At 53.6% G+C, this 17,873-nt stretch carries 15 protein-coding genes; 10 read left to right on the top strand and 5 right to left on the bottom strand.

The genetic code is table 11. From position 1 onward, the window contains the following. Positions 1 to 86 precede the first annotated feature (86 nt). Complete coding sequence (yidA, locus tag ACLJRE_RS22560; RefSeq protein WP_000985571.1) at positions 87 to 899, bottom strand: sugar-phosphatase; 813 nt, start codon at positions 897 to 899, stop codon at positions 87 to 89. Positions 900 to 1,203: 304 nt separating this feature from the next. Between yidA and ACLJRE_RS22565 the strand changes: the two genes are divergently transcribed. The 3 genes from ACLJRE_RS22565 (at position 1,204) to ACLJRE_RS22575 (ending at position 4,683) form a co-directional block, all read left to right on the top strand. After that, a complete protein-coding gene (locus ACLJRE_RS22565) occupies positions 1,204 to 2,466 on the top strand; it encodes an MFS transporter (protein ID WP_017442054.1) in 1,263 nt (420 codons plus the stop codon). Between the two features lie 13 nt (positions 2,467 to 2,479). Continuing rightward, positions 2,480 to 3,673: a mandelate racemase/muconate lactonizing enzyme family protein gene (locus ACLJRE_RS22570; protein ID WP_000975837.1), complete on the top strand. Its 1,194-nt coding sequence runs from the start codon at positions 2,480 to 2,482 to the stop codon at positions 3,671 to 3,673. A gap of 113 nt (positions 3,674 to 3,786) precedes the next feature. Next, the gene (locus ACLJRE_RS22575) at positions 3,787 to 4,683 is read left to right on the top strand and encodes a LysR family transcriptional regulator (protein WP_023212298.1); all 897 of its coding nucleotides are present in this window, start codon (positions 3,787 to 3,789) and stop codon (positions 4,681 to 4,683) included. Between the two features lie 18 nt (positions 4,684 to 4,701). Here ACLJRE_RS22575 and gyrB read toward each other — a convergent pair whose 3' ends face one another. The 4 genes from gyrB to dnaA all read right to left on the bottom strand — a co-directional run bounded on the left by gyrB (position 4,702) and on the right by dnaA (position 10,921). Continuing rightward, on the bottom strand, positions 4,702 to 7,116 hold the full coding sequence (gene gyrB, locus ACLJRE_RS22580) for a DNA topoisomerase (ATP-hydrolyzing) subunit B (RefSeq protein ID WP_108441227.1): 2,415 nt from the start codon (positions 7,114 to 7,116) through the stop codon (positions 4,702 to 4,704). Positions 7,117 to 7,144: 28 nt separating this feature from the next. Further along, complete coding sequence (recF, locus tag ACLJRE_RS22585; protein WP_000059372.1) at positions 7,145 to 8,218, bottom strand: DNA replication/repair protein RecF; 1,074 nt, start codon at positions 8,216 to 8,218, stop codon at positions 7,145 to 7,147. A gap of 197 nt (positions 8,219 to 8,415) precedes the next feature. After that, positions 8,416 to 9,516 carry a DNA polymerase III subunit beta gene (gene dnaN, locus ACLJRE_RS22590; protein ID WP_000673474.1) on the bottom strand — a complete coding sequence of 367 codons (1,101 nt, stop codon included), beginning with the start codon at positions 9,514 to 9,516 and terminating at the stop codon, positions 8,416 to 8,418. Between the two features lie 4 nt (positions 9,517 to 9,520). After that, positions 9,521 to 10,921, bottom strand: a complete 1,401-nt coding sequence (gene dnaA, locus ACLJRE_RS22595; protein WP_000059093.1) for a chromosomal replication initiator protein DnaA — start codon at positions 10,919 to 10,921, stop codon at positions 9,521 to 9,523. A gap of 660 nt (positions 10,922 to 11,581) precedes the next feature. Here dnaA and rpmH point away from each other — a divergent pair. The 7 genes from rpmH to yidZ all read left to right on the top strand — a co-directional run bounded on the left by rpmH (position 11,582) and on the right by yidZ (position 17,772). Next, entirely contained in the window at positions 11,582 to 11,722 is a 141-nt protein-coding gene (gene rpmH, locus ACLJRE_RS22600; protein ID WP_000831330.1) for a 50S ribosomal protein L34, read from the top strand. A 16-nt stretch (positions 11,723 to 11,738) separates the two neighbouring features. After that, positions 11,739 to 12,098: a ribonuclease P protein component gene (gene rnpA, locus ACLJRE_RS22605; RefSeq protein ID WP_000239725.1), complete on the top strand. Its 360-nt coding sequence runs from the start codon at positions 11,739 to 11,741 to the stop codon at positions 12,096 to 12,098. After that, complete coding sequence (yidD, locus tag ACLJRE_RS22610) at positions 12,062 to 12,319, top strand: membrane protein insertion efficiency factor YidD (RefSeq protein ID WP_001307474.1); 258 nt, start codon at positions 12,062 to 12,064, stop codon at positions 12,317 to 12,319. The genes rnpA and yidD overlap by 37 nt, the downstream gene beginning before the upstream one ends. Before the next feature lie 2 nt (positions 12,320 to 12,321). Next, positions 12,322 to 13,968, top strand: a complete 1,647-nt coding sequence (yidC, locus tag ACLJRE_RS22615) for a membrane protein insertase YidC (RefSeq protein WP_023212299.1) — start codon at positions 12,322 to 12,324, stop codon at positions 13,966 to 13,968. Positions 13,969 to 14,109: 141 nt separating this feature from the next. Then, entirely contained in the window at positions 14,110 to 15,474 is a 1,365-nt protein-coding gene (mnmE, locus tag ACLJRE_RS22620; protein ID WP_023212300.1) for a tRNA uridine-5-carboxymethylaminomethyl(34) synthesis GTPase MnmE, read from the top strand. A gap of 182 nt (positions 15,475 to 15,656) precedes the next feature. Beyond that, the gene (locus ACLJRE_RS22625) at positions 15,657 to 16,844 is read left to right on the top strand and encodes an MFS transporter (protein ID WP_000819610.1); all 1,188 of its coding nucleotides are present in this window, start codon (positions 15,657 to 15,659) and stop codon (positions 16,842 to 16,844) included. Next, positions 16,813 to 17,772, top strand: a complete 960-nt coding sequence (yidZ, locus tag ACLJRE_RS22630) for an HTH-type transcriptional regulator YidZ (protein WP_000749365.1) — start codon at positions 16,813 to 16,815, stop codon at positions 17,770 to 17,772. The genes ACLJRE_RS22625 and yidZ overlap by 32 nt, the downstream gene beginning before the upstream one ends. The last annotated feature ends 101 nt before the right edge of the window (positions 17,773 to 17,873 follow it).

Below are 17,873 nucleotides of genomic sequence, written 5' to 3' on the forward strand. Positions count from 1 at the left end.
AAAACTATTTTCTACAACGTCTTTGTTGCAACACATTAGCTTCATGGGTGGAACTATCGGCCCGACGGCGATCGGGCCGGAGTGAATCAGGACAGAACATGTTGTTCAATCGCCCAGGCAACACCATCTTCAAGGTTCGATTTAGTCACAAAGTTAGCCACCTCTTTGACCGACGGAATGGCGTTGTCCATTGCCACGCCCATACCGGCGTATTCGATCATCGCAATGTCGTTTTCCTGATCGCCAATCGCCATCACCTCCTCTGGCTTAATACCCAGCGCCTCGGCCAGTGATTTTACGCCAGTGCCTTTATTAACCCGTTTATCGAGGATTTCAAGGAAATACGGCGCACTTTTCAGCACGGTGTACTTTTCCTTCACCTCTGCCGGTATACGCGCAATCGCCCGGTCGAGAACGGCAGGCTCATCGATCATCATAACTTTCAGGAACTGGGTGTTCGGGTCCATCTTCTCCGCTTCACAAAATACCAGCGGAATGGTCGCCACATACGACTCATGCACCGTGTAGTAGCTGATATCGCGGTTAGCGGTATAAAGCGTATTTCGGTCTAATGCGTGGAAGTGAGAACCCACCTCACGGGACAGTTTTTCCAGGTAACGGTAGTCATCATAGCTGAGCGCCGTTTGCGCAACCGTACTGCCATCCCCTGCTTTCTGCACCAGCGCCCCGTTATAGGTGATGCAATAATCACCGGGCTGTTCCATGTGAAGTTCTTTCAGGTAACTGTGCACACCCGCATACGGACGGCCTGTGGTCAGCACCACGTTTACTCCTTTTTCACGCGCAGCGGCAATCGCGTTTTTAACCGCCGGAGAAATGGTGTGATCGGGCAGCAGAAGGGTGCCATCCATGTCGATAGCAATAAGTTTGATAGCCATGAAATCCCCGCATTAAATGAGTCCTGACTCATGCTAACGCGATTCCGCTCAAAAAACAGTAAAGAATCCGAGAGAAAGGGGGATAAGATTCACAAACGGGATTCCCCTTTTCAGGCCGTATTCTCCCTCCTGATGTATTAGATAACCTCATTAATCAAACAGAAAATACCGTTTTTCTAAAAGAATGTGTATTGCTACTTTGGACATCATCACATAGAGCCTAATGGGATTGGTTCTTAATCAGTAAAAATCAACAAAAACTTATATTTTAAAATAACCTTATCCGATGAGAAGGAGATCGCTAATGTCGATGGCCCTTACCGCCCCCCCAACCAGGAAAAGATTTTTAATCGTTGCCTGTCTGTTTATTGGAATATTTATTGCTTATCTCGATCGCGTTAATGTTTCGGTATTAGCCGCGAATGAACCCTTCTTAGCCTATATGGGTATTGAAGGTATGCCATTGCAAATCGGCATGATGATGACCGTCTTTCTGGCCGCTTATGGTATCGCTAACGTTGTATTATCACCGCTTGGCGATTATCTCGGCCCCAGAAAAGCAATGATGCTTTGTATTCTGATCTGGACTATCGCTTTAATGATTGGCGGCGTAGCAACATCATTCGCTCTAATTATTATTTGCCGTATATTACTGGGCGTTGGGGAGGGTTTTTATTATCCGCTGCAAAGCGTATTTATTAAAAACTGGTTCCCGAAGCAGGAGCGCGGCAGAGCAAACGCGGCGTGGATCGTCGGCCAGTCGGTGGCACCCGCCATTGCGATGCCTTTTTTCACCTGGTGGATAGGCACCCACGGCTGGCGTTCCAACTTCTTTTTATGCGCCGCTCTCGGGTTAATCCCACTCTGGCTACTCTGGCGATATGTTGCTGATAAACCAGAACAACATAAAAGTATCAGCGAACAGGAACTGGCTTATATCAAAGCCGGACAGGAAACGGAAAGCGCAGGCAACAGCGAAAGTTTTATGTTGCGGGTCAAACCGGTGATCACCAACTATTGCTACTGGTTGCTGGTGCTGTGGTACCTGTGCCTGCAATGCCTGTACTGGGGGATGATTACCTGGCTGCCGACCTATCTTAAATCAGCCAGAGGATTTAGCTGGGCGGAAATGGGCTGGCTGGCGTCGCTTCCCTTTGTCCTGTCAATATTTTCTAAAGCCGCTGCGGGGATCTTCGTCGATAAAATAGGACGCAGCGCCCCCATATTAATGGTATTAATGTTTTTCGCTGGCGTCAGTATCTATTTCGGTACCATAACCGAACATAAATATATGTCAGCGGTACTCCTCTCCTTTGCTGTTGCTTTCTGTACGATGGGTACGCCCGTTGCCTGGACGTTATTACAGGGAATGATACCCGGAAAATCTATTTCCGCCGCCAGCGGCGTAATGAACGGCGTCGCCAATGGACTCTCTTCATTATCTCCCGTATTTATCGGCTTATTTATTTCTATCACTGGAACTTATACCGGCGGCTTACTATGCCTGGTTTTTATCAGCGCTATCGCCGTGGTATCGGCATTAATCTTAACGATTAAAAAATATTAATTACGAGGAGTAAATGATGAAAATTACCAGCGTTGATATTATTGATGTGGCGAACGATTTTGCGTCCGCCACCAGCAAATGGCGTCCGGTGGTGGTAAAAATTAATACCGACGAAGGCATTTCCGGTTTTGGCGAAGTCGGGCTGGCTTACGGCGTCGGCGCCTCTGCGGGCATCGGCATGGCAAAAGATTTAGCCGCCATTATCATCGGCATGGACCCGATGAATAACGAAGCTATCTGGGAAAAGATGCTCAAAAAAACCTTCTGGGGGCAGGGCGGCGGCGGCATCTTTTCCGCGGCGATGAGCGGCATCGATATCGCGCTGTGGGATATCAAAGGCAAAGCGTGGGGCGTACCGCTGTATAAAATGCTTGGCGGCAAAAGCCGCGAGAAAATCAGAACCTACGCCAGTCAGCTACAGTTTGGTTGGGGGGACGGCAGCGATAAAGATATGCTGACCGAGCCGGAGCAGTATGCACAGGCGGCGCTGACCGCCGTCAGCGAAGGCTATGACGCAATAAAAGTAGATACCGTCGCAATGGATCGCCACGGCAACTGGAACCAGCAAAACCTCAACGGGCCTCTCACCGATAAAATCCTGCGTCTGGGCTACGACCGTATGGCCGCCATTCGTGATGCGGTCGGCCCGGACGTGGATATCATCGCCGAAATGCACGCCTTTACGGATACTACATCCGCAATTCAGTTTGGTCGCATGATAGAAGAACTGGGTATTTTCTACTACGAAGAACCAGTCATGCCATTAAACCCCGGACAAATGAAACAAGTGGCTGATAAAGTTAATATTCCACTGGCGGCTGGCGAACGCATTTACTGGCGCTGGGGATACCGTCCTTTCCTGGAAAACGGCAGCCTGAGCGTTATTCAGCCCGATATCTGCACCTGCGGCGGCATCACCGAAGTGAAGAAAATCTGCGATATGGCGCACGTTTACGACAAAACGGTGCAAATCCACGTTTGCGGCGGGCCGATTTCCACGGCGGTGGCGCTGCATATGGAAACCGCAATCCCCAACTTCGTCATCCACGAACTGCACCGGTATGCGCTGCTGGAACCGAATACACAGACCTGTAAATACAACTATCTACCCAAGAACGGCATGTACGAAGTCCCGGAGCTTCCTGGTATCGGCCAGGAGCTGACCGAGGAAACCATGAAAAAATCACCAACCATCACCGTAAAATAAGCCACTGTCTGCCTGCGCCGCAGGCAGACCCCCTGTATTTGCGAGTCGTATCAACACGACCTTATCCAGCCTGAGATAAAATCCTCTCTGTAAAGGGGTAACACAGGTGGCAAATGAATTTAACTATCCGGCAATTTCGCGCGTTTCTGGCCGTCGCGGATTTGCGTAGTTTTACCGCCGCCAGCAAATATCTGTGCATCACGCAGGGAGCTGTTAGCGGTTTAATCAACGAAATGGAAAGCCAGATGGAGGTTTCCCTTTTCGACCGCACTTCGCGCGTGGTGAAGCTGTCGCCCGACGGAGAAAAATTTTTGCCCTCCGCTATGCGGGTGGTTGAAGAGTTTCAACGGGCCGAAAATTATGCCCGCGACCTGAAAGAGATCAAAAAATCCCTGGTTCGGGTTGTTGGCGCGCCGCTGATCGCCTGTGCTTTTCTGCCGCAAATCATCCATGCCTTTAAGCGGCAGCATCCGCATACCCACGTACAGCTTATTGATAAGCCCATGTCGCAATTACAAAAAAGCATTATGTTGGGAGAAGCCGATTTTGGTATCGGCCCGGAGCGGCCGCTGGAACCGGAAATCGACAAACAAACGCTGTTCACAACGGAAATCGCCCTGTACTGCCATCCGGACTATCGGCTGCATAAAAAAACGGTTCGCTGGGAAGAGATTCAGAGTGAAGAGCTGATCGCCGTTGGCAACGAATCCATTCCGATGATCTCCGCGACCGCTGGCGTGCGCATTAAGCCCAAAATGACGGTGGAGCATATGGCGACCGCCATGTCGCTGGCGGCGCAGTGTGAAGGCGTGGTGATCGCCGGAACCTTTTCCCGCCATTACGCCAAAAGCTACCAATTAGCGACCTGTTCGCTCACGCCGCCGCTGCGGCGCAATATGAACCTTTATTTTCATGCGTGGCGCGCACAAACGCCCGCCACGCAGCGCTTTAGAGATTTTTTATTCAGCTATGTCGATGAACATCATGATGCCCCGGCCAACCAGCGGTAGGCCGGGGATTAAGGCAGGTTAAATATCGATATTCGCCGCTTTCAGGGCGTTCTCTTCGATAAAGGCACGACGCGGCTCAACGGCATCACCCATCAGCGTGGTGAACAGCTGGTCGGCAGCAATCGCATCTTTGACGGTCACACGCAGCATACGGCGGCTTTCCGGGTCCATGGTGGTTTCCCACAGCTGATCCGGGTTCATTTCACCCAGACCTTTATAACGCTGGATAGCCAGACCGCGACGTGATTCTTTCACCAGCCACTCCAGCGCCTGCTCGAAGCTGGTTACCGGCTGGCGACGCTCGCCGCGTTCGATGAACGCGTCCTCTTCAATCAGACCGCGCAGCTTCTCGCCCAGCGTGCAGATACGACGATATTCCGCGCCGGTCACAAACTCGTGATCCAACGGATAATCGGTATCCACTCCATGCGTACGCACGCGAACGATCGGCTCGAACAGATTCTGTTCCGTATTAGTATGAACATCGAACTTCCACTGACTGCCGTGCTGCTCTTTCTCGTTCAGCTCGGTAATCAGCGCATTCACCCAGCGCGTTACAGTCTGCTCATCAGAAAGATCGGCTTCGGTCAGAGTTGGCTGATACACCAGCTCTTTGAGCAGCGCTTTCGGGAAGCGACGCTCCATACGGCCAATCATTTTCTGCGTGGCGTTATATTCAGAGACCAGTTTTTCTAACGCTTCGCCGGATAGCGCCGGCGCATGGGCGTTCGCGTGCAGAGTCGCACCGTCAAGCGCGATGGAAATCTGGTACTGATCCATCGCTTCATCGTCTTTAATGTACTGTTCCTGCTTGCCTTTCTTCACTTTGTACAGCGGCGGCTGGGCAATGTAAACGTGGCCGCGTTCAATGATTTCCGGCATCTGACGATAGAAGAAGGTCAACAGCAGCGTACGGATGTGCGAGCCGTCGACGTCCGCATCGGTCATGATGATGATGCTGTGGTAACGCAGTTTGTCCGGGTTGTACTCATCGCGACCGATACCGCAGCCCAGTGCGGTGATCAGAGTCGCCACTTCCTGAGAGGAGAGCATCTTGTCGAAGCGCGCTTTCTCGACGTTGAGGATTTTACCCTTCAGCGGCAGAATCGCCTGGTTCTTGCGGTTACGCCCCTGCTTCGCAGAGCCGCCCGCGGAGTCCCCTTCCACCAGGTACAGTTCGGACAGCGCCGGGTCGCGTTCCTGGCAGTCAGCCAGTTTGCCCGGCAGGCCCGCTAAGTCCAGCGCGCCTTTACGACGGGTCATTTCACGGGCGCGACGCGCCGCTTCACGCGCACGCGCGGCGTCGATAATTTTGCCGACGACAATTTTCGCGTCAGATGGGTTTTCCAGCAGGTATTCGCTCAGCAGTTCGTTCATCTGCTGTTCTACCGCCGATTTCACCTCGGAAGAGACCAGCTTATCTTTGGTCTGCGAGGAGAATTTCGGGTCCGGTACCTTCACGGAAACCACCGCAATCAGACCTTCACGGGCATCGTCGCCGGTGGCGCTGACTTTGGCTTTTTTGCTGTAGCCTTCTTTGTCCATGTAGGCGTTCAGCGTGCGGGTCATCGCCGCACGGAAGCCTGCCAGGTGAGTACCGCCGTCGCGCTGCGGAATGTTGTTGGTAAAGCAGTAGATGTTTTCCTGGAAACCATCGTTCCACTGCAGCGCTACTTCGACGCCGATACCGTCTTTTTCGGTGGAGAAGTAGAAGATATTCGGGTGGATCGGCGTTTTATTCTTGTTGAGATATTCAACAAACGCCTTGATGCCGCCTTCGTAGTGGAAATGATCTTCTTTGCCATCGCGCTTGTCGCGCAGGCGGATGGAGACGCCTGAGTTCAGGAATGACAGTTCACGCAGGCGTTTCGCCAGGATCTCATATTCAAATTCAGTGACGTTGGTGAAGGTTTCGTGGCTCGGCCAGAAACGTACCATCGTACCGGTTTTATCGGTATCGCCAGTGACGGCCAGGGGTGCCTGCGGCACGCCGTGCTCGTAGATCTGACGGTGAATTTTGCCATCTCGCTGGATAACCAGTTCCAGTTTTTGCGACAGAGCGTTGACTACCGAGACGCCCACGCCGTGCAGACCACCGGAGACTTTATAGGAGTTATCGTCAAATTTACCGCCCGCGTGCAGAACGGTCATGATCACTTCCGCCGCCGAGACGCCTTCTTCCGGGTGAATCCCGGTCGGAATGCCACGGCCATCATCCGTTACGGACACGGAGTTATCGGCGTGAATAGTCACGACGATATCTTTACAGTGACCTGCGAGCGCTTCGTCGATAGCGTTATCTACCACCTCGAATACCATGTGGTGCAGACCGGTGCCGTCATCCGTGTCGCCGATATACATACCCGGGCGCTTACGCACCGCATCCAGCCCTTTCAGGACTTTGATACTGGAGGAGTCATAAGAATTCGACATCAACGTTTCTCGCTCATTTAATCTTGGGTTAATCCGTTATTTTACCCTTTTCCACGGTAAACATCTTCGAATTTTCATCCGACATGTCTATAACGTGTTCAGCGCTAATTGCGCTGACAAAGACCTGCGATTGCGTGGCTTTTAAGCGGCTGGCCAGCAGTCCGCGACGCGCATCGTCAAGTTCAGAGGCAAAATCATCTATCAGGTACAGGCAGCGCCGCCCGCTTTCGCGGGTGAGGAACTCGCCCTGCGCCAGACGTAAGGCGCACATCAATAACTTTAGCTGCCCGCGCGACAGGGTATCTTCCACCGGCGCGCCGTCAGCGCGAATGCGAAAGTCCGCTTTATGCGGCCCGTGCGCGGTGTAGGTCAACATACGGTCACGCTCAAAGCTTCGCTCCAGCACGTCCGCATAGTCTGTCTCTTTCTCCCAGCCGCGCTGGAAAGAGAACGTCAGGGAAAATTCAGGTAAAAACTGCTGACAGGTATCCGCCATGTCCTGTGCGATAGCGATGCTGTACTCCGCCCGCCAGGTACTAATTTGTTCCGCCAACGGGATCAGCTCTTTATCCCACGGGCGCAATTGCTCATAACGACTCACCTGGCGCAGCGCAGCATTACGCTGTTTCAGCAATCGTTTCAGGTTACTCCAGGCGGTGAAGAATCCGGCTTCGTTGTGAAAGCATCCCCAGTCAAGGAACGCTCTTCTGTATTTGGGGCCGCCGTTGAGTAAAGTAAACCCCTCCGGCGTAATCAACTGCATCGGCATTAAATGCGCCAGCTCCGCGATCTTGTGACCGTCGGTACCGTCGATACGGACTTTGCTGTCGCCCTGCTTATCTTTGGTTAAGCCAATCGACGTCTCACGCTCTTCGCCCTGTAATCGCCCGTGGAGAACAAACGCTTCCTGCTCATGACGAATCACGCGGCCAGGCTGCAAACTGCGAAACGCCCGACCGTGGCCAAGCGTATAGATAGCTTCCAGCACGCTGGTTTTGCCGCTACCGTTGGCGCCAACCAGGAAGTTAAAGCCGGGGGATAAAGCGAGATCCGCATTTTCTATGTTGCGGAAGTCTTTGATTAGCAGTCTGGATAGCGACATATCAACTCATAACCAGGGCGTTATCGGCGCAGTTAGTCTGGTTACGGCCAGCGCACAGCAACCGGAGCGTACTGGAGTACGTGAGGATTGCTCGCTGCGCTCGCCCTTCGGGCCGTCCATAAGACGTCCAAAATACTTCGTATTTTGTGCGAGCACTGCCCGGAGCCAGAATAACAAGTAAGATAGCCCGATATTCTTTACAAGCGCATTGGCATAACAACATAGGCAGCCGACTGTGACGCCGCATCCTCAATCTGTACGCTGGATACGGAATCCGTCAGCATAATGCGCACGGTTTCGCACTTCAGCGCATTGAGCACGTCCAGCACGTAACTGACGTTAAAGCCGATTTCCATCTCCGTCCCGCCGTAGCTCACGTCCAGAATCTCTTCCGCTTCTTCCTGTTCCGGGTTATTGGCGGTGATTTTGAGCTGATTCTCACTGACATACAGACGCACGCCGCGGAATTTCTCATTCGAGAGGATTGCCGCGCGGGCAAACGCCTGCTTGAGGATATCGCAGCCCGCTTCCAGATGTTTATCCGGATTCTTCGGCAGAACGCGACGGTAATCCGGGAAACGACCATCCACCAGCTTCGAGGTAAAGATAAAGTCGCCGACGTGCGCGCGGATATTATTACTGCCGATCTGCACGCGCAGCGGGTTTTCGCCGCCGTCGAGCATACGCATCAGTTCAATCACGCCTTTACGCGGCACAATCACCGAGTGGCTGGGTAAAGACGCCTCCAGCGGCATTGAGCACACCGCCAGACGGTGGCCGTCGGTCGCAACAGTGCGCAGTTCGCTGCCTTCCGTTTCAAACAGCATACCGTTTAAGTAGTAGCGCACATCCTGATGGGCCATCGAAAACTGGGTCGCTTCAATCAGGCGCTTCATCGTGGCCTGCGGCAGCGTAAATTCAACTTCGCTTTGCCAGTCGTCAAGATTCGGGAAATCGGCGGCAGGCAGCGTAGACAGCGAGAAGCGGCTACGGCCAGAACGCACCAGCATCCGATCACCTTCCAACTGAACGGCAATCTCCGCGCCCTCCGGCAGGCCGCGGCAGATATCAAAGAATTTCCGCGCCGGCACGGTAGTAGCACCCGGCTCATGCGGCTGAGAAAGCGTAACGCGCGCGACCATCTCCATTTCAAGATCGGTGCCGGTCAGAGAAAGCGTACCGTCCGCTACCTGGAGGAGCAGGTTACCGAGAATCGGCAGCGTAGGACGACCGCCCAGCGGGCCGCTGACCTGCTGAAGCGGTTTTAATAAATGTTCACGTTCAACGGTAAATTTCATAGGATCACGACGATAGTGTTCTGATTAAATTCGAAAAATCTTCTTTGATATCGTGGCTTTCTTCACGCAGTTGCTCAATTTTACGACAGGCATGAAGTACGGTAGTGTGGTCGCGCCCGCCAAACGCATCGCCGATTTCCGGCAGACTGTGGTTGGTGAGCTCTTTTGCCAGCGCCATAGCCATCTGGCGCGGACGTGCTACCGAGCGAGATCGACGCTTAGAAAGCAGATCCGCAATTTTGATTTTGTAATACTCCGCCACCGTCTTCTGAATATTGTCGATGGTGACCAGTTTTTCCTGCAACGCCAGTAAATCGCGCAGCGCTTCGCGCACAAAGTCGATAGTAATCGCCCGGCCGGTAAAGTTGGCATTGGCGATCACCCGGTTCAGCGCGCCTTCCAGCTCACGCACGTTAGAGCGTAGACGCTTGGCGATAAAGAACGCGACCTCGCCTGGCAGACGAATATCATTTTCGTCCGCTTTTTTCATCAGGATCGCCACGCGGGTTTCCAGTTCTGGCGGTTCGATCGCCACTGTTAGCCCCCAACCAAAGCGGGACTTGAGACGATCCTCAACGCCGTTGATCTCTTTCGGATAGCGATCCGACGTCAAAATGATCTGCTGATTGCCTTCCAGCAGAGCGTTAAAGGTATGGAAAAACTCTTCCTGGGATCGTTCTTTATTGGCGAAGAATTGAATATCGTCGATCAGCAATGCGTCAACGGAGCGGTAGTAGCGTTTAAACTCTTCGATGGCGTTATTTTGCAGGGCTTTTACCATGTCCTGCACAAAGCGCTCGGAGTGCATATACACGACTTTCGCGTTGGGTTTGCGCGCCATAATGCCGTTACCCACCGCGTGCAGCAGGTGAGTTTTACCCAGACCGGTGCCGCCATAGAGGAATAACGGGTTATAGGCGCCGCCAGGATTATCCGCCACCTGACGTGCCGCCGCGCGCGCCAGTTGGTTGGATTTACCTTCGACGAAGTTATCAAATGTATGTTTAACATTGACGTTGGAGCGGTAGGTCGGCTCCGCCGGCGCTGGTACGTTATCCCAGCCCGAACGGGCCGCAGGCGCTACGCGCTGCGGCTGCGCCGTCGTTGTCTGCGCAGGCGCGACAACGTTATGCACAGGCGTTTTTAGCGTTTGCGTAACGGGCTTTGTTCCCACTTCAAAACGCAGTTGTGGGGCATCCGCGCCGCAGAATGTGTTGAGTAACCCATTGATATTGTTGAGGTACTTATCTCTTACCCAATCGAGCACAAAACGGTTTGGCGCATACAAAGCCAGCGTGTTATCGCTCAGTTCCGCCTGCAACGGGCGTATCCACATACTGAATTCTGTGGCTGGTAACTCATCCTGCAATCGGGCAAGACACTGCTGCCAAAGCGAAAGTGACACGGCGGACTCCACTCGAACAAAAGTCGATAAATGACAAAGGCTGATACATTAATGATTGTTGGCGCACGTCGATAAGACCCTGCATGAAGGGTGACGCACGAACCGCTGTCTGCGGTTTTCACGGATCTTTCAAACGATCGCGACTTCACGCAGTCTGAAAGATTTCGTGTTCATGCCTGACCAGGATCGTTTGAAACGATCAGGACCGCGGATCATAGCCTAAACTGAGCAAGAGATCTTCTGTTTCTCACAGATTCTTCCCGATTTATCCACAGGACTTTCCAGGAAAAGATAAGTGTAATCGATCCTGGGGAACTCCTGTACGCTTTCGCGCGCATATTGAAAAAATTAATAGGTAAAAGTGAGCAGACGCCTAAAAGATCGCATAAAGATCCAGGGCGATCCTTGCGCTTTACCTGGCAGTCCGTATAATTCTCCACCCGTCGCGCAATGCCCGTCATATGGCGTCAACGCTGCTTATTTTCCGCACAAAAAGGCGTGGAAAATCGCGGGAAAATAAGGAAAGAGAATTGACTCCGGAGTGTACAATTATTACAATCCGGCCTCTTTAATCACCCACACTGTGGCGTAAGTCGTTCAAAGTTTGTTCGGGTATACGCAAAAGTCAGTGAATTTATTCAAGTTTAGGTAGAAATCGCCATGAAACGCACTTTTCAACCGTCTGTACTGAAGCGCAACCGTTCTCACGGCTTCCGTGCTCGTATGGCTACTAAAAATGGTCGTCAGGTTCTGGCACGTCGTCGTGCTAAAGGCCGCGCTCGTCTGACCGTTTCCAAGTAATAAAGCTAACCCCTGAGTGGTTAAGCTCGCATTTCCCAGGGAGTTACGTTTGTTAACTCCCGCTCATTTCACATTCGTCTTCCAGCAACCTCAACGGGCTGGCACGCCGCAAATCACCATCCTCGGCCGCCTGAATTCGCTGGGGCATCCCCGTATCGGTCTTACCGTCGCCAAGAAAAATGTTCGACGTGCGCATGAACGCAACCGGATTAAACGTCTGACGCGTGAAAGCTTCCGTCTGCGCCAGCATGAACTTCCTGCAATGGATTTCGTGGTGGTGGCGAAAAAAGGGGTTGCCGACCTCGATAACCGTGCTCTCTCGGAAGCGTTGGAAAAATTATGGCGCCGCCACTGTCGCCTGGCTCGCGGGTCCTGATAGCCCTTATTCGGGTCTATCAACGCCTGATCAGTCCGCTGCTTGGGCCGCATTGTCGTTTCACGCCAACGTGCTCAAGCTACGGAATTGAGGCATTGCGCAGGTTTGGAGTGATAAAAGGCAGTTGGTTGACGGTGAAACGCGTATTAAAATGCCACCCTTTACACCCTGGTGGTGACGATCCCGTCCCGCCCGGACCATTTGATACCAGAGAACACTAACGATGGATTCGCAACGCAATCTTTTAGTCATCGCTTTGCTGTTCGTGTCTTTCATGATCTGGCAAGCCTGGGAGCAGGATAAAAATCCGCAACCTCAGACTCAACAGACCACGCAGACAACGACCACCGCAGCGGGTAGCGCCGCCGACCAGGGCGTACCAGCCAGTGGCCAGGGGAAAATGATTACGGTGAAAACCGATGTGCTTGATTTGACTATCAACACCCGTGGTGGTGATGTCGAGCAGGCCTTGCTCCCGGCTTACCCGAAAGAACTGGGTTCCAACGAACCGTTCCAGCTGCTGGAAACCACCCCGCAGTTTATCTATCAGGCGCAAAGCGGCCTGACAGGCCGCGACGGCCCGGATAACCCGGCGAACGGCCCGCGTCCGCTGTACAACGTCGAGAAAGAGGCGTTTGTACTGGCCGACGGTCAGAACGAACTGCAGGTTCCGATGACTTATACTGACGCCGCAGGCAACACGTTTACCAAAACGTTTGTCTTTAAGCGTGGCGATTATGCGGTTAACGTGAACTATAGCGTGCAGAACACCGGCGAAAAACCGCTGGAAGTCTCCACCTTTGGTCAGTTAAAACAATCCGTCAACCTGCCTCCTCATCGCGACACCGGCAGCAGCAACTTTGCGCTGCATACGTTCCGCGGCGCAGCGTACTCCACGCCGGATGAGAAGTATGAGAAATACAAATTCGACACCATTGCCGATAACGAAAACCTCAACGTCAGCTCCAAAGGCGGTTGGGTGGCAATGTTGCAGCAGTATTTCGCCACCGCATGGATTCCGCGTAACGACGGCACCAACAATTTCTACACCGCCAATCTGGGTAACGGCATTGTCGCTATCGGCTATAAAGCGCAGCCGGTACTGATACAGCCAGGCCAGACTGGCGCGATGACCAGCACCCTGTGGGTCGGCCCGGAAATTCAGGATAAAATGGCGGCTGTTGCACCGCACCTGGATTTGACCGTGGACTACGGCTGGTTGTGGTTCATCTCTCAGCCACTGTTCAAGTTGCTGAAGTGGATCCACAGCTTTGTGGGCAACTGGGGCTTCTCCATTATCATCATTACCTTTATCGTTCGCGGTATCATGTACCCGCTGACCAAAGCGCAGTACACATCAATGGCGAAGATGCGTATGCTGCAGCCGAAAATTCAGGCGATGCGCGAACGTCTTGGCGATGATAAACAGCGCCAAAGCCAGGAGATGATGGCCCTGTACAAAGCGGAGAAGGTTAACCCACTGGGCGGCTGCTTCCCGCTGATCATCCAGATGCCTATCTTCCTGGCGTTGTACTACATGCTGATGGGTTCCATTGAACTGCGTCATGCGCCGTTCGCGCTGTGGATTCATGACCTGTCCGCACAGGACCCGTACTACATTCTGCCGATCCTGATGGGCGTAACGATGTTCTTCATTCAGAAGATGTCGCCGACCACCGTGACCGACCCGATGCAGCAGAAGATCATGACCTTTATGCCGGTCATCTTTACGGTGTTCTTCCTGTGGTTCCCGTCAGGTCTGGTGCTGTACTATATCGTCAGCAACCTGGTCACCATCATTCAGCAGCAGCTGATTTACCGTGGTCTGGAGAAGCGTGGCCTGCATAGCCGCGAGAAGAAAAAATCCTGATTCGGTGTAGGCCGGATAAGGCGAAGCCGCCATCCGGCAAGGCGCGCCGGTCAGCCTGATGGCGCTAACGCTTATCAGGCCTACAATCAAAAGGCGGTCATATGACCGCCTTTTTTTATTGCAACAAAGTTGAGACTAACCATGAGCCATAACGACACTATCGTCGCCCAGGCAACCCCACCGGGACGCGGTGGCGTGGGTATCCTGCGTATCTCTGGTCTGAAGGCGCGCGACGTTGCGCAAGAGGTGCTGGGCAAGCTGCCGAAGCCGCGCTATGCCGACTACCTGCCGTTTAAAGACGTTGACGGCAGCGCGCTGGATCAGGGTATTGTGCTGTGGTTCCCCGGCCCGAACTCCTTCACCGGTGAAGATGTGCTGGAGCTACAAGGGCACGGCGGTCCGGTGATCCTGGACCTGCTGTTAAAACGTATCCTGACGCTTCCAGGCGTGCGCATTGCCCGACCGGGCGAGTTCTCCGAGCGAGCGTTCCTCAACGATAAGCTCGATTTAGCCCAGGCGGAAGCCATTGCCGACCTGATCGATGCCAGTTCCGAACAGGCGGCGCGTTCGGCGCTAAACTCGTTACAGGGGGCATTTTCCGCCCGCGTTAACCACCTTGTGGAAGCACTTACTCACCTGCGAATCTACGTCGAAGCGGCTATTGATTTTCCGGATGAGGAGATCGACTTTCTCTCTGACGGCAAAATCGAAGCGCAGCTCAATGGCGTCATCGCCGATCTTGACGCCGTGCGCACCGAAGCGCGCCAGGGTAGCCTGCTGCGCGAAGGGATGAAGGTAGTGATTGCCGGACGCCCGAATGCCGGGAAATCCAGCCTGCTGAATGCGCTGGCAGGCCGTGAAGCAGCCATTGTCACCGATATCGCCGGTACCACGCGTGACGTGTTGCGCGAGCATATCCACATCGACGGGATGCCGCTGCATATCATCGATACCGCCGGACTGCGCGACGCCAGCGACGAAGTTGAGCGTATCGGCATCGAACGCGCCTGGCAGGAGATTGAACAGGCCGATCGCGTGCTGTTTATGGTGGATGGCACCACGACGGACGCCGTTGACCCTGCCGACATCTGGCCGGACTTTATCGCCCGTCTGCCCAAAAATCTACCGATTACCGTGGTACGTAACAAGGCGGATATCACCGGCGAAACGCTGGGTATTAGTGAAGTAAATGGTCACTCACTGGTTCGCCTCTCGGCGCGTACCGGCGAAGGTGTCGACGTGTTGCGTAACCACCTCAAGCAAAGCATGGGGTTTGAGACCAATATGGAAGGCGGCTTCCTGGCCCGTCGCCGTCACCTACAGGCGCTGGCGGAAGCCGCTGAACACCTTGAGCAGGGCAAAGCACAGCTATTAGGCGCATGGGCGGGGGAATTGCTGGCGGAAGAATTGCGCCTGGCGCAGCAAAGCTTAAGCGAGATTACCGGCGAGTTTACCTCCGACGACCTGCTGGGACGGATTTTCTCCAGCTTCTGTATCGGCAAATAACGTTGTGTTGCCCGGTGGCGCGATGCTTACCGGGCCTACAAACCCCGTAAGCCGGATAAGGCGTTTATGCTGCCATCCGGCAGCAATGATTTCCCATGCGGAAATCACTGTTGTCCAAATGGCAACTCGTCTCGCGCAACGTCGCCCCGTATTCTTAGCGCCACACTTTTCGTGAGGCCGCTATGAAACGTTTTCTACTGTGTAGTTTTGCCCTGGTTTTACTCTATCCTGCCGGTATTGATATGTATCTGGTCGGTTTACCGCGTATAGCCGCCGATCTGAACGCCAGCGAGGCGCAGTTGCATATCGCCTTCTCCGTTTACCTGGCCGGAATGGCGACGGCCATGCTGTTTGCCGGGAAGATAGCCGATCAGTCAGGCCGCAAGCCGGTCGCGATCGTCGGCGCGCTCGTCTTTATGATAGCCTCACTGCTTTGTTCACGGGCGTCGGAAGGCTCACTATTTTTGAGTGGGCGTTTTCTTCAGGGAGTAGGAGCAGGCGGCTGCTATGTGGTGGCGTTCGCCATTCTGCGCGACACGCTCGACGAGCATCGCCGGGCTAAAGTGCTGTCATTATTGAATGGGATTACCTGTATTGTGCCGGTACTCGCCCCGGTGATGGGGCATTTGATTATGCTTCGTTTCCCCTGGCAAAGTCTGTTCTATACGATGTCCGCGATGGGCATTATTGTGGGCCTGTTATCACTGTTTATCCTGCGCGAGACGCGCCCGGCAAGGCTGGCTCCACGCGATTTATCACGATCGTCGCCCGCCGCCGAGTCGCTGGTTAACCGTTTTTTCGTCAGTCGACTGGCGATCACCACCCTTAGCGTGTCGGTGATCCTGACCTTCGTCAATGCCTCTCCAGTGCTGCTGATGGAGGTGATGGGATTTAGCCGTGGCGACTATGCCATTACCATGGCGCTCACCGCAGGCGTCAGCATGGTCGTCTCTTTTTCTACCCCTTTTGCGCTTGGGTTATTTAAGCCGCGAACCTTAATGCTCGTCTCACAGGGGCTGTTTTTGACGGCTGGCGTGACGTTAAGCCTTGCTCATACCAATACCGTCACGCTCTTTGGCCTGACGCTTATCTGCGCCGGATTCTCGGTTGGTTTTGGCGTCGCGATGAGCCAGGCGCTGGGGCCGTTTTCGCTGCGCGCCGGAGTGGCCAGTTCCACGCTGGGTATCGCGCAGGTTTGCGGTTCATCACTGTGGATTTGGCTGGCGGCAATACTCGGTATCAGCGCGATGAATATGCTGATCGGGATTCTGATTGGTTGTAGCATAGTGAGTATTCTGCTGATCTTCTCCGTCACGCCCAACAGGTCCGTAGCCGAGCATGAAGAAATCCCTTACCAATCTCGATCTTAATCTGCTGTTATGCCTACAGTTACTCATGCAGGAGCGCAGCGTCACTAAAGCTGCAAAACGGATGAACGTAACGCCCTCTGCGGTCAGCAAATCGCTGGCGAAACTCCGGGCATGGTTTGACGATCCGCTGTTCGTCAATACGCCGCTGGGCCTGGCGCCGACGCCGCTGATGGTCAGTATGGAGCAAAGTCTGGCGGACTGGATGCAGATGGGGAACCAACTGCTTGATAAGCCGCATCATCAAACGCCGCGCGGTTTAAAATTTGAGTTGGCGGCAGAGTCGCCGCTGATGATGATTATGTTTAATTCACTGTCGCAGCAGATTTATCAGCGCTATCCGCAGGCTACCATTAAGGTTCGCAACTGGGATTATGACTCGCTGGAGGCGATTACGCGTGGGGAAGTCGATATCGGATTTACCGGACGCGAAAGCCATCCCCGCTCGCGAGAATTGCTCAGTCTGTTGCCGCTCGCGATTGATTTTGAGGTGTTGTTTAGCGATTTGCCGTGGGTCTGGCTGCGGGAAGATCATCCGGCGCTGCGCGAAGCGTGGGATCTGGACACATTTCTGCGCTACCCGCATATCAGTATTTGCTGGGAGCAAAGCGATACCTGGGCGCTGGATGATGTCCTGCAAGAAATGGGACGCAAACGCCATATCGCGTTGAGCCTGCCGGGGTTCGAGCAGTCGCTCTTTATGGCCGCCCAGCCGGATCACACCCTGATAGCAACCGCGCCGCGCTATTGCCAGCACTACAATCAGCTCCACCAGCTACCGTTAGTGGCGCGCCCCCTGCCTTTTGATGCGCAACAGCGGGAAAAGCTGATGGTGCCGTTTACCCTATTATGGCACAAACGTAATAGTCATAATCCCAAGATTGTGTGGCTACGACAGGCTATCAACACGCTCTGCCGTCGCCTTATCTGACCACCTGCGTTGATAAATTAACCTTCCTCTTACCAGAAATGTCACCGTCTGATTAAAGAACGTTCTGAAATTGAATTTTTAGCGCGTAAAACCTGTCCATA

Origin of the sequence: Salmonella sp. SAL04157 (assembly GCF_046551635.1) — a bacterium.
GTDB classification, from domain to species: Bacteria; Pseudomonadota; Gammaproteobacteria; order Enterobacterales; family Enterobacteriaceae; genus Salmonella; species Salmonella enterica.

Excerpts from the sequence above, each read along its gene's own strand:
- ACLJRE_RS22575 (WP_023212298.1), top strand. The coding sequence starts at position 3,787 with ATGAATTTAACTATCCGGCAATTTCGCGCGTTTCTGGCCGTCGCGGAT.
- yidA (WP_000985571.1), bottom strand. The coding sequence starts at position 899 with ATGGCTATCAAACTTATTGCTATCGACATGGATGGCACCCTTCTGCTG.
- rpmH (WP_000831330.1), top strand. The coding sequence starts at position 11,582 with ATGAAACGCACTTTTCAACCGTCTGTACTGAAGCGCAACCGTTCTCAC.
- yidD (WP_001307474.1), top strand. The coding sequence starts at position 12,062 with ATGGCGCCGCCACTGTCGCCTGGCTCGCGGGTCCTGATAGCCCTTATT.
- yidC (WP_023212299.1), top strand. The coding sequence starts at position 12,322 with ATGGATTCGCAACGCAATCTTTTAGTCATCGCTTTGCTGTTCGTGTCT.
- yidZ (WP_000749365.1), top strand. The coding sequence starts at position 16,813 with ATGAAGAAATCCCTTACCAATCTCGATCTTAATCTGCTGTTATGCCTA.
- ACLJRE_RS22565 (WP_017442054.1), top strand. The coding sequence starts at position 1,204 with ATGTCGATGGCCCTTACCGCCCCCCCAACCAGGAAAAGATTTTTAATC.
- gyrB (WP_108441227.1), bottom strand. The coding sequence starts at position 7,116 with ATGTCGAATTCTTATGACTCCTCCAGTATCAAAGTCCTGAAAGGGCTG.
- ACLJRE_RS22625 (WP_000819610.1), top strand. The coding sequence starts at position 15,657 with ATGAAACGTTTTCTACTGTGTAGTTTTGCCCTGGTTTTACTCTATCCT.
- dnaN (WP_000673474.1), bottom strand. The coding sequence starts at position 9,516 with ATGAAATTTACCGTTGAACGTGAACATTTATTAAAACCGCTTCAGCAG.
- mnmE (WP_023212300.1), top strand. The coding sequence starts at position 14,110 with ATGAGCCATAACGACACTATCGTCGCCCAGGCAACCCCACCGGGACGC.
- ACLJRE_RS22570 (WP_000975837.1), top strand. The coding sequence starts at position 2,480 with ATGATGAAAATTACCAGCGTTGATATTATTGATGTGGCGAACGATTTT.
- recF (WP_000059372.1), bottom strand. The coding sequence starts at position 8,218 with ATGTCGCTATCCAGACTGCTAATCAAAGACTTCCGCAACATAGAAAAT.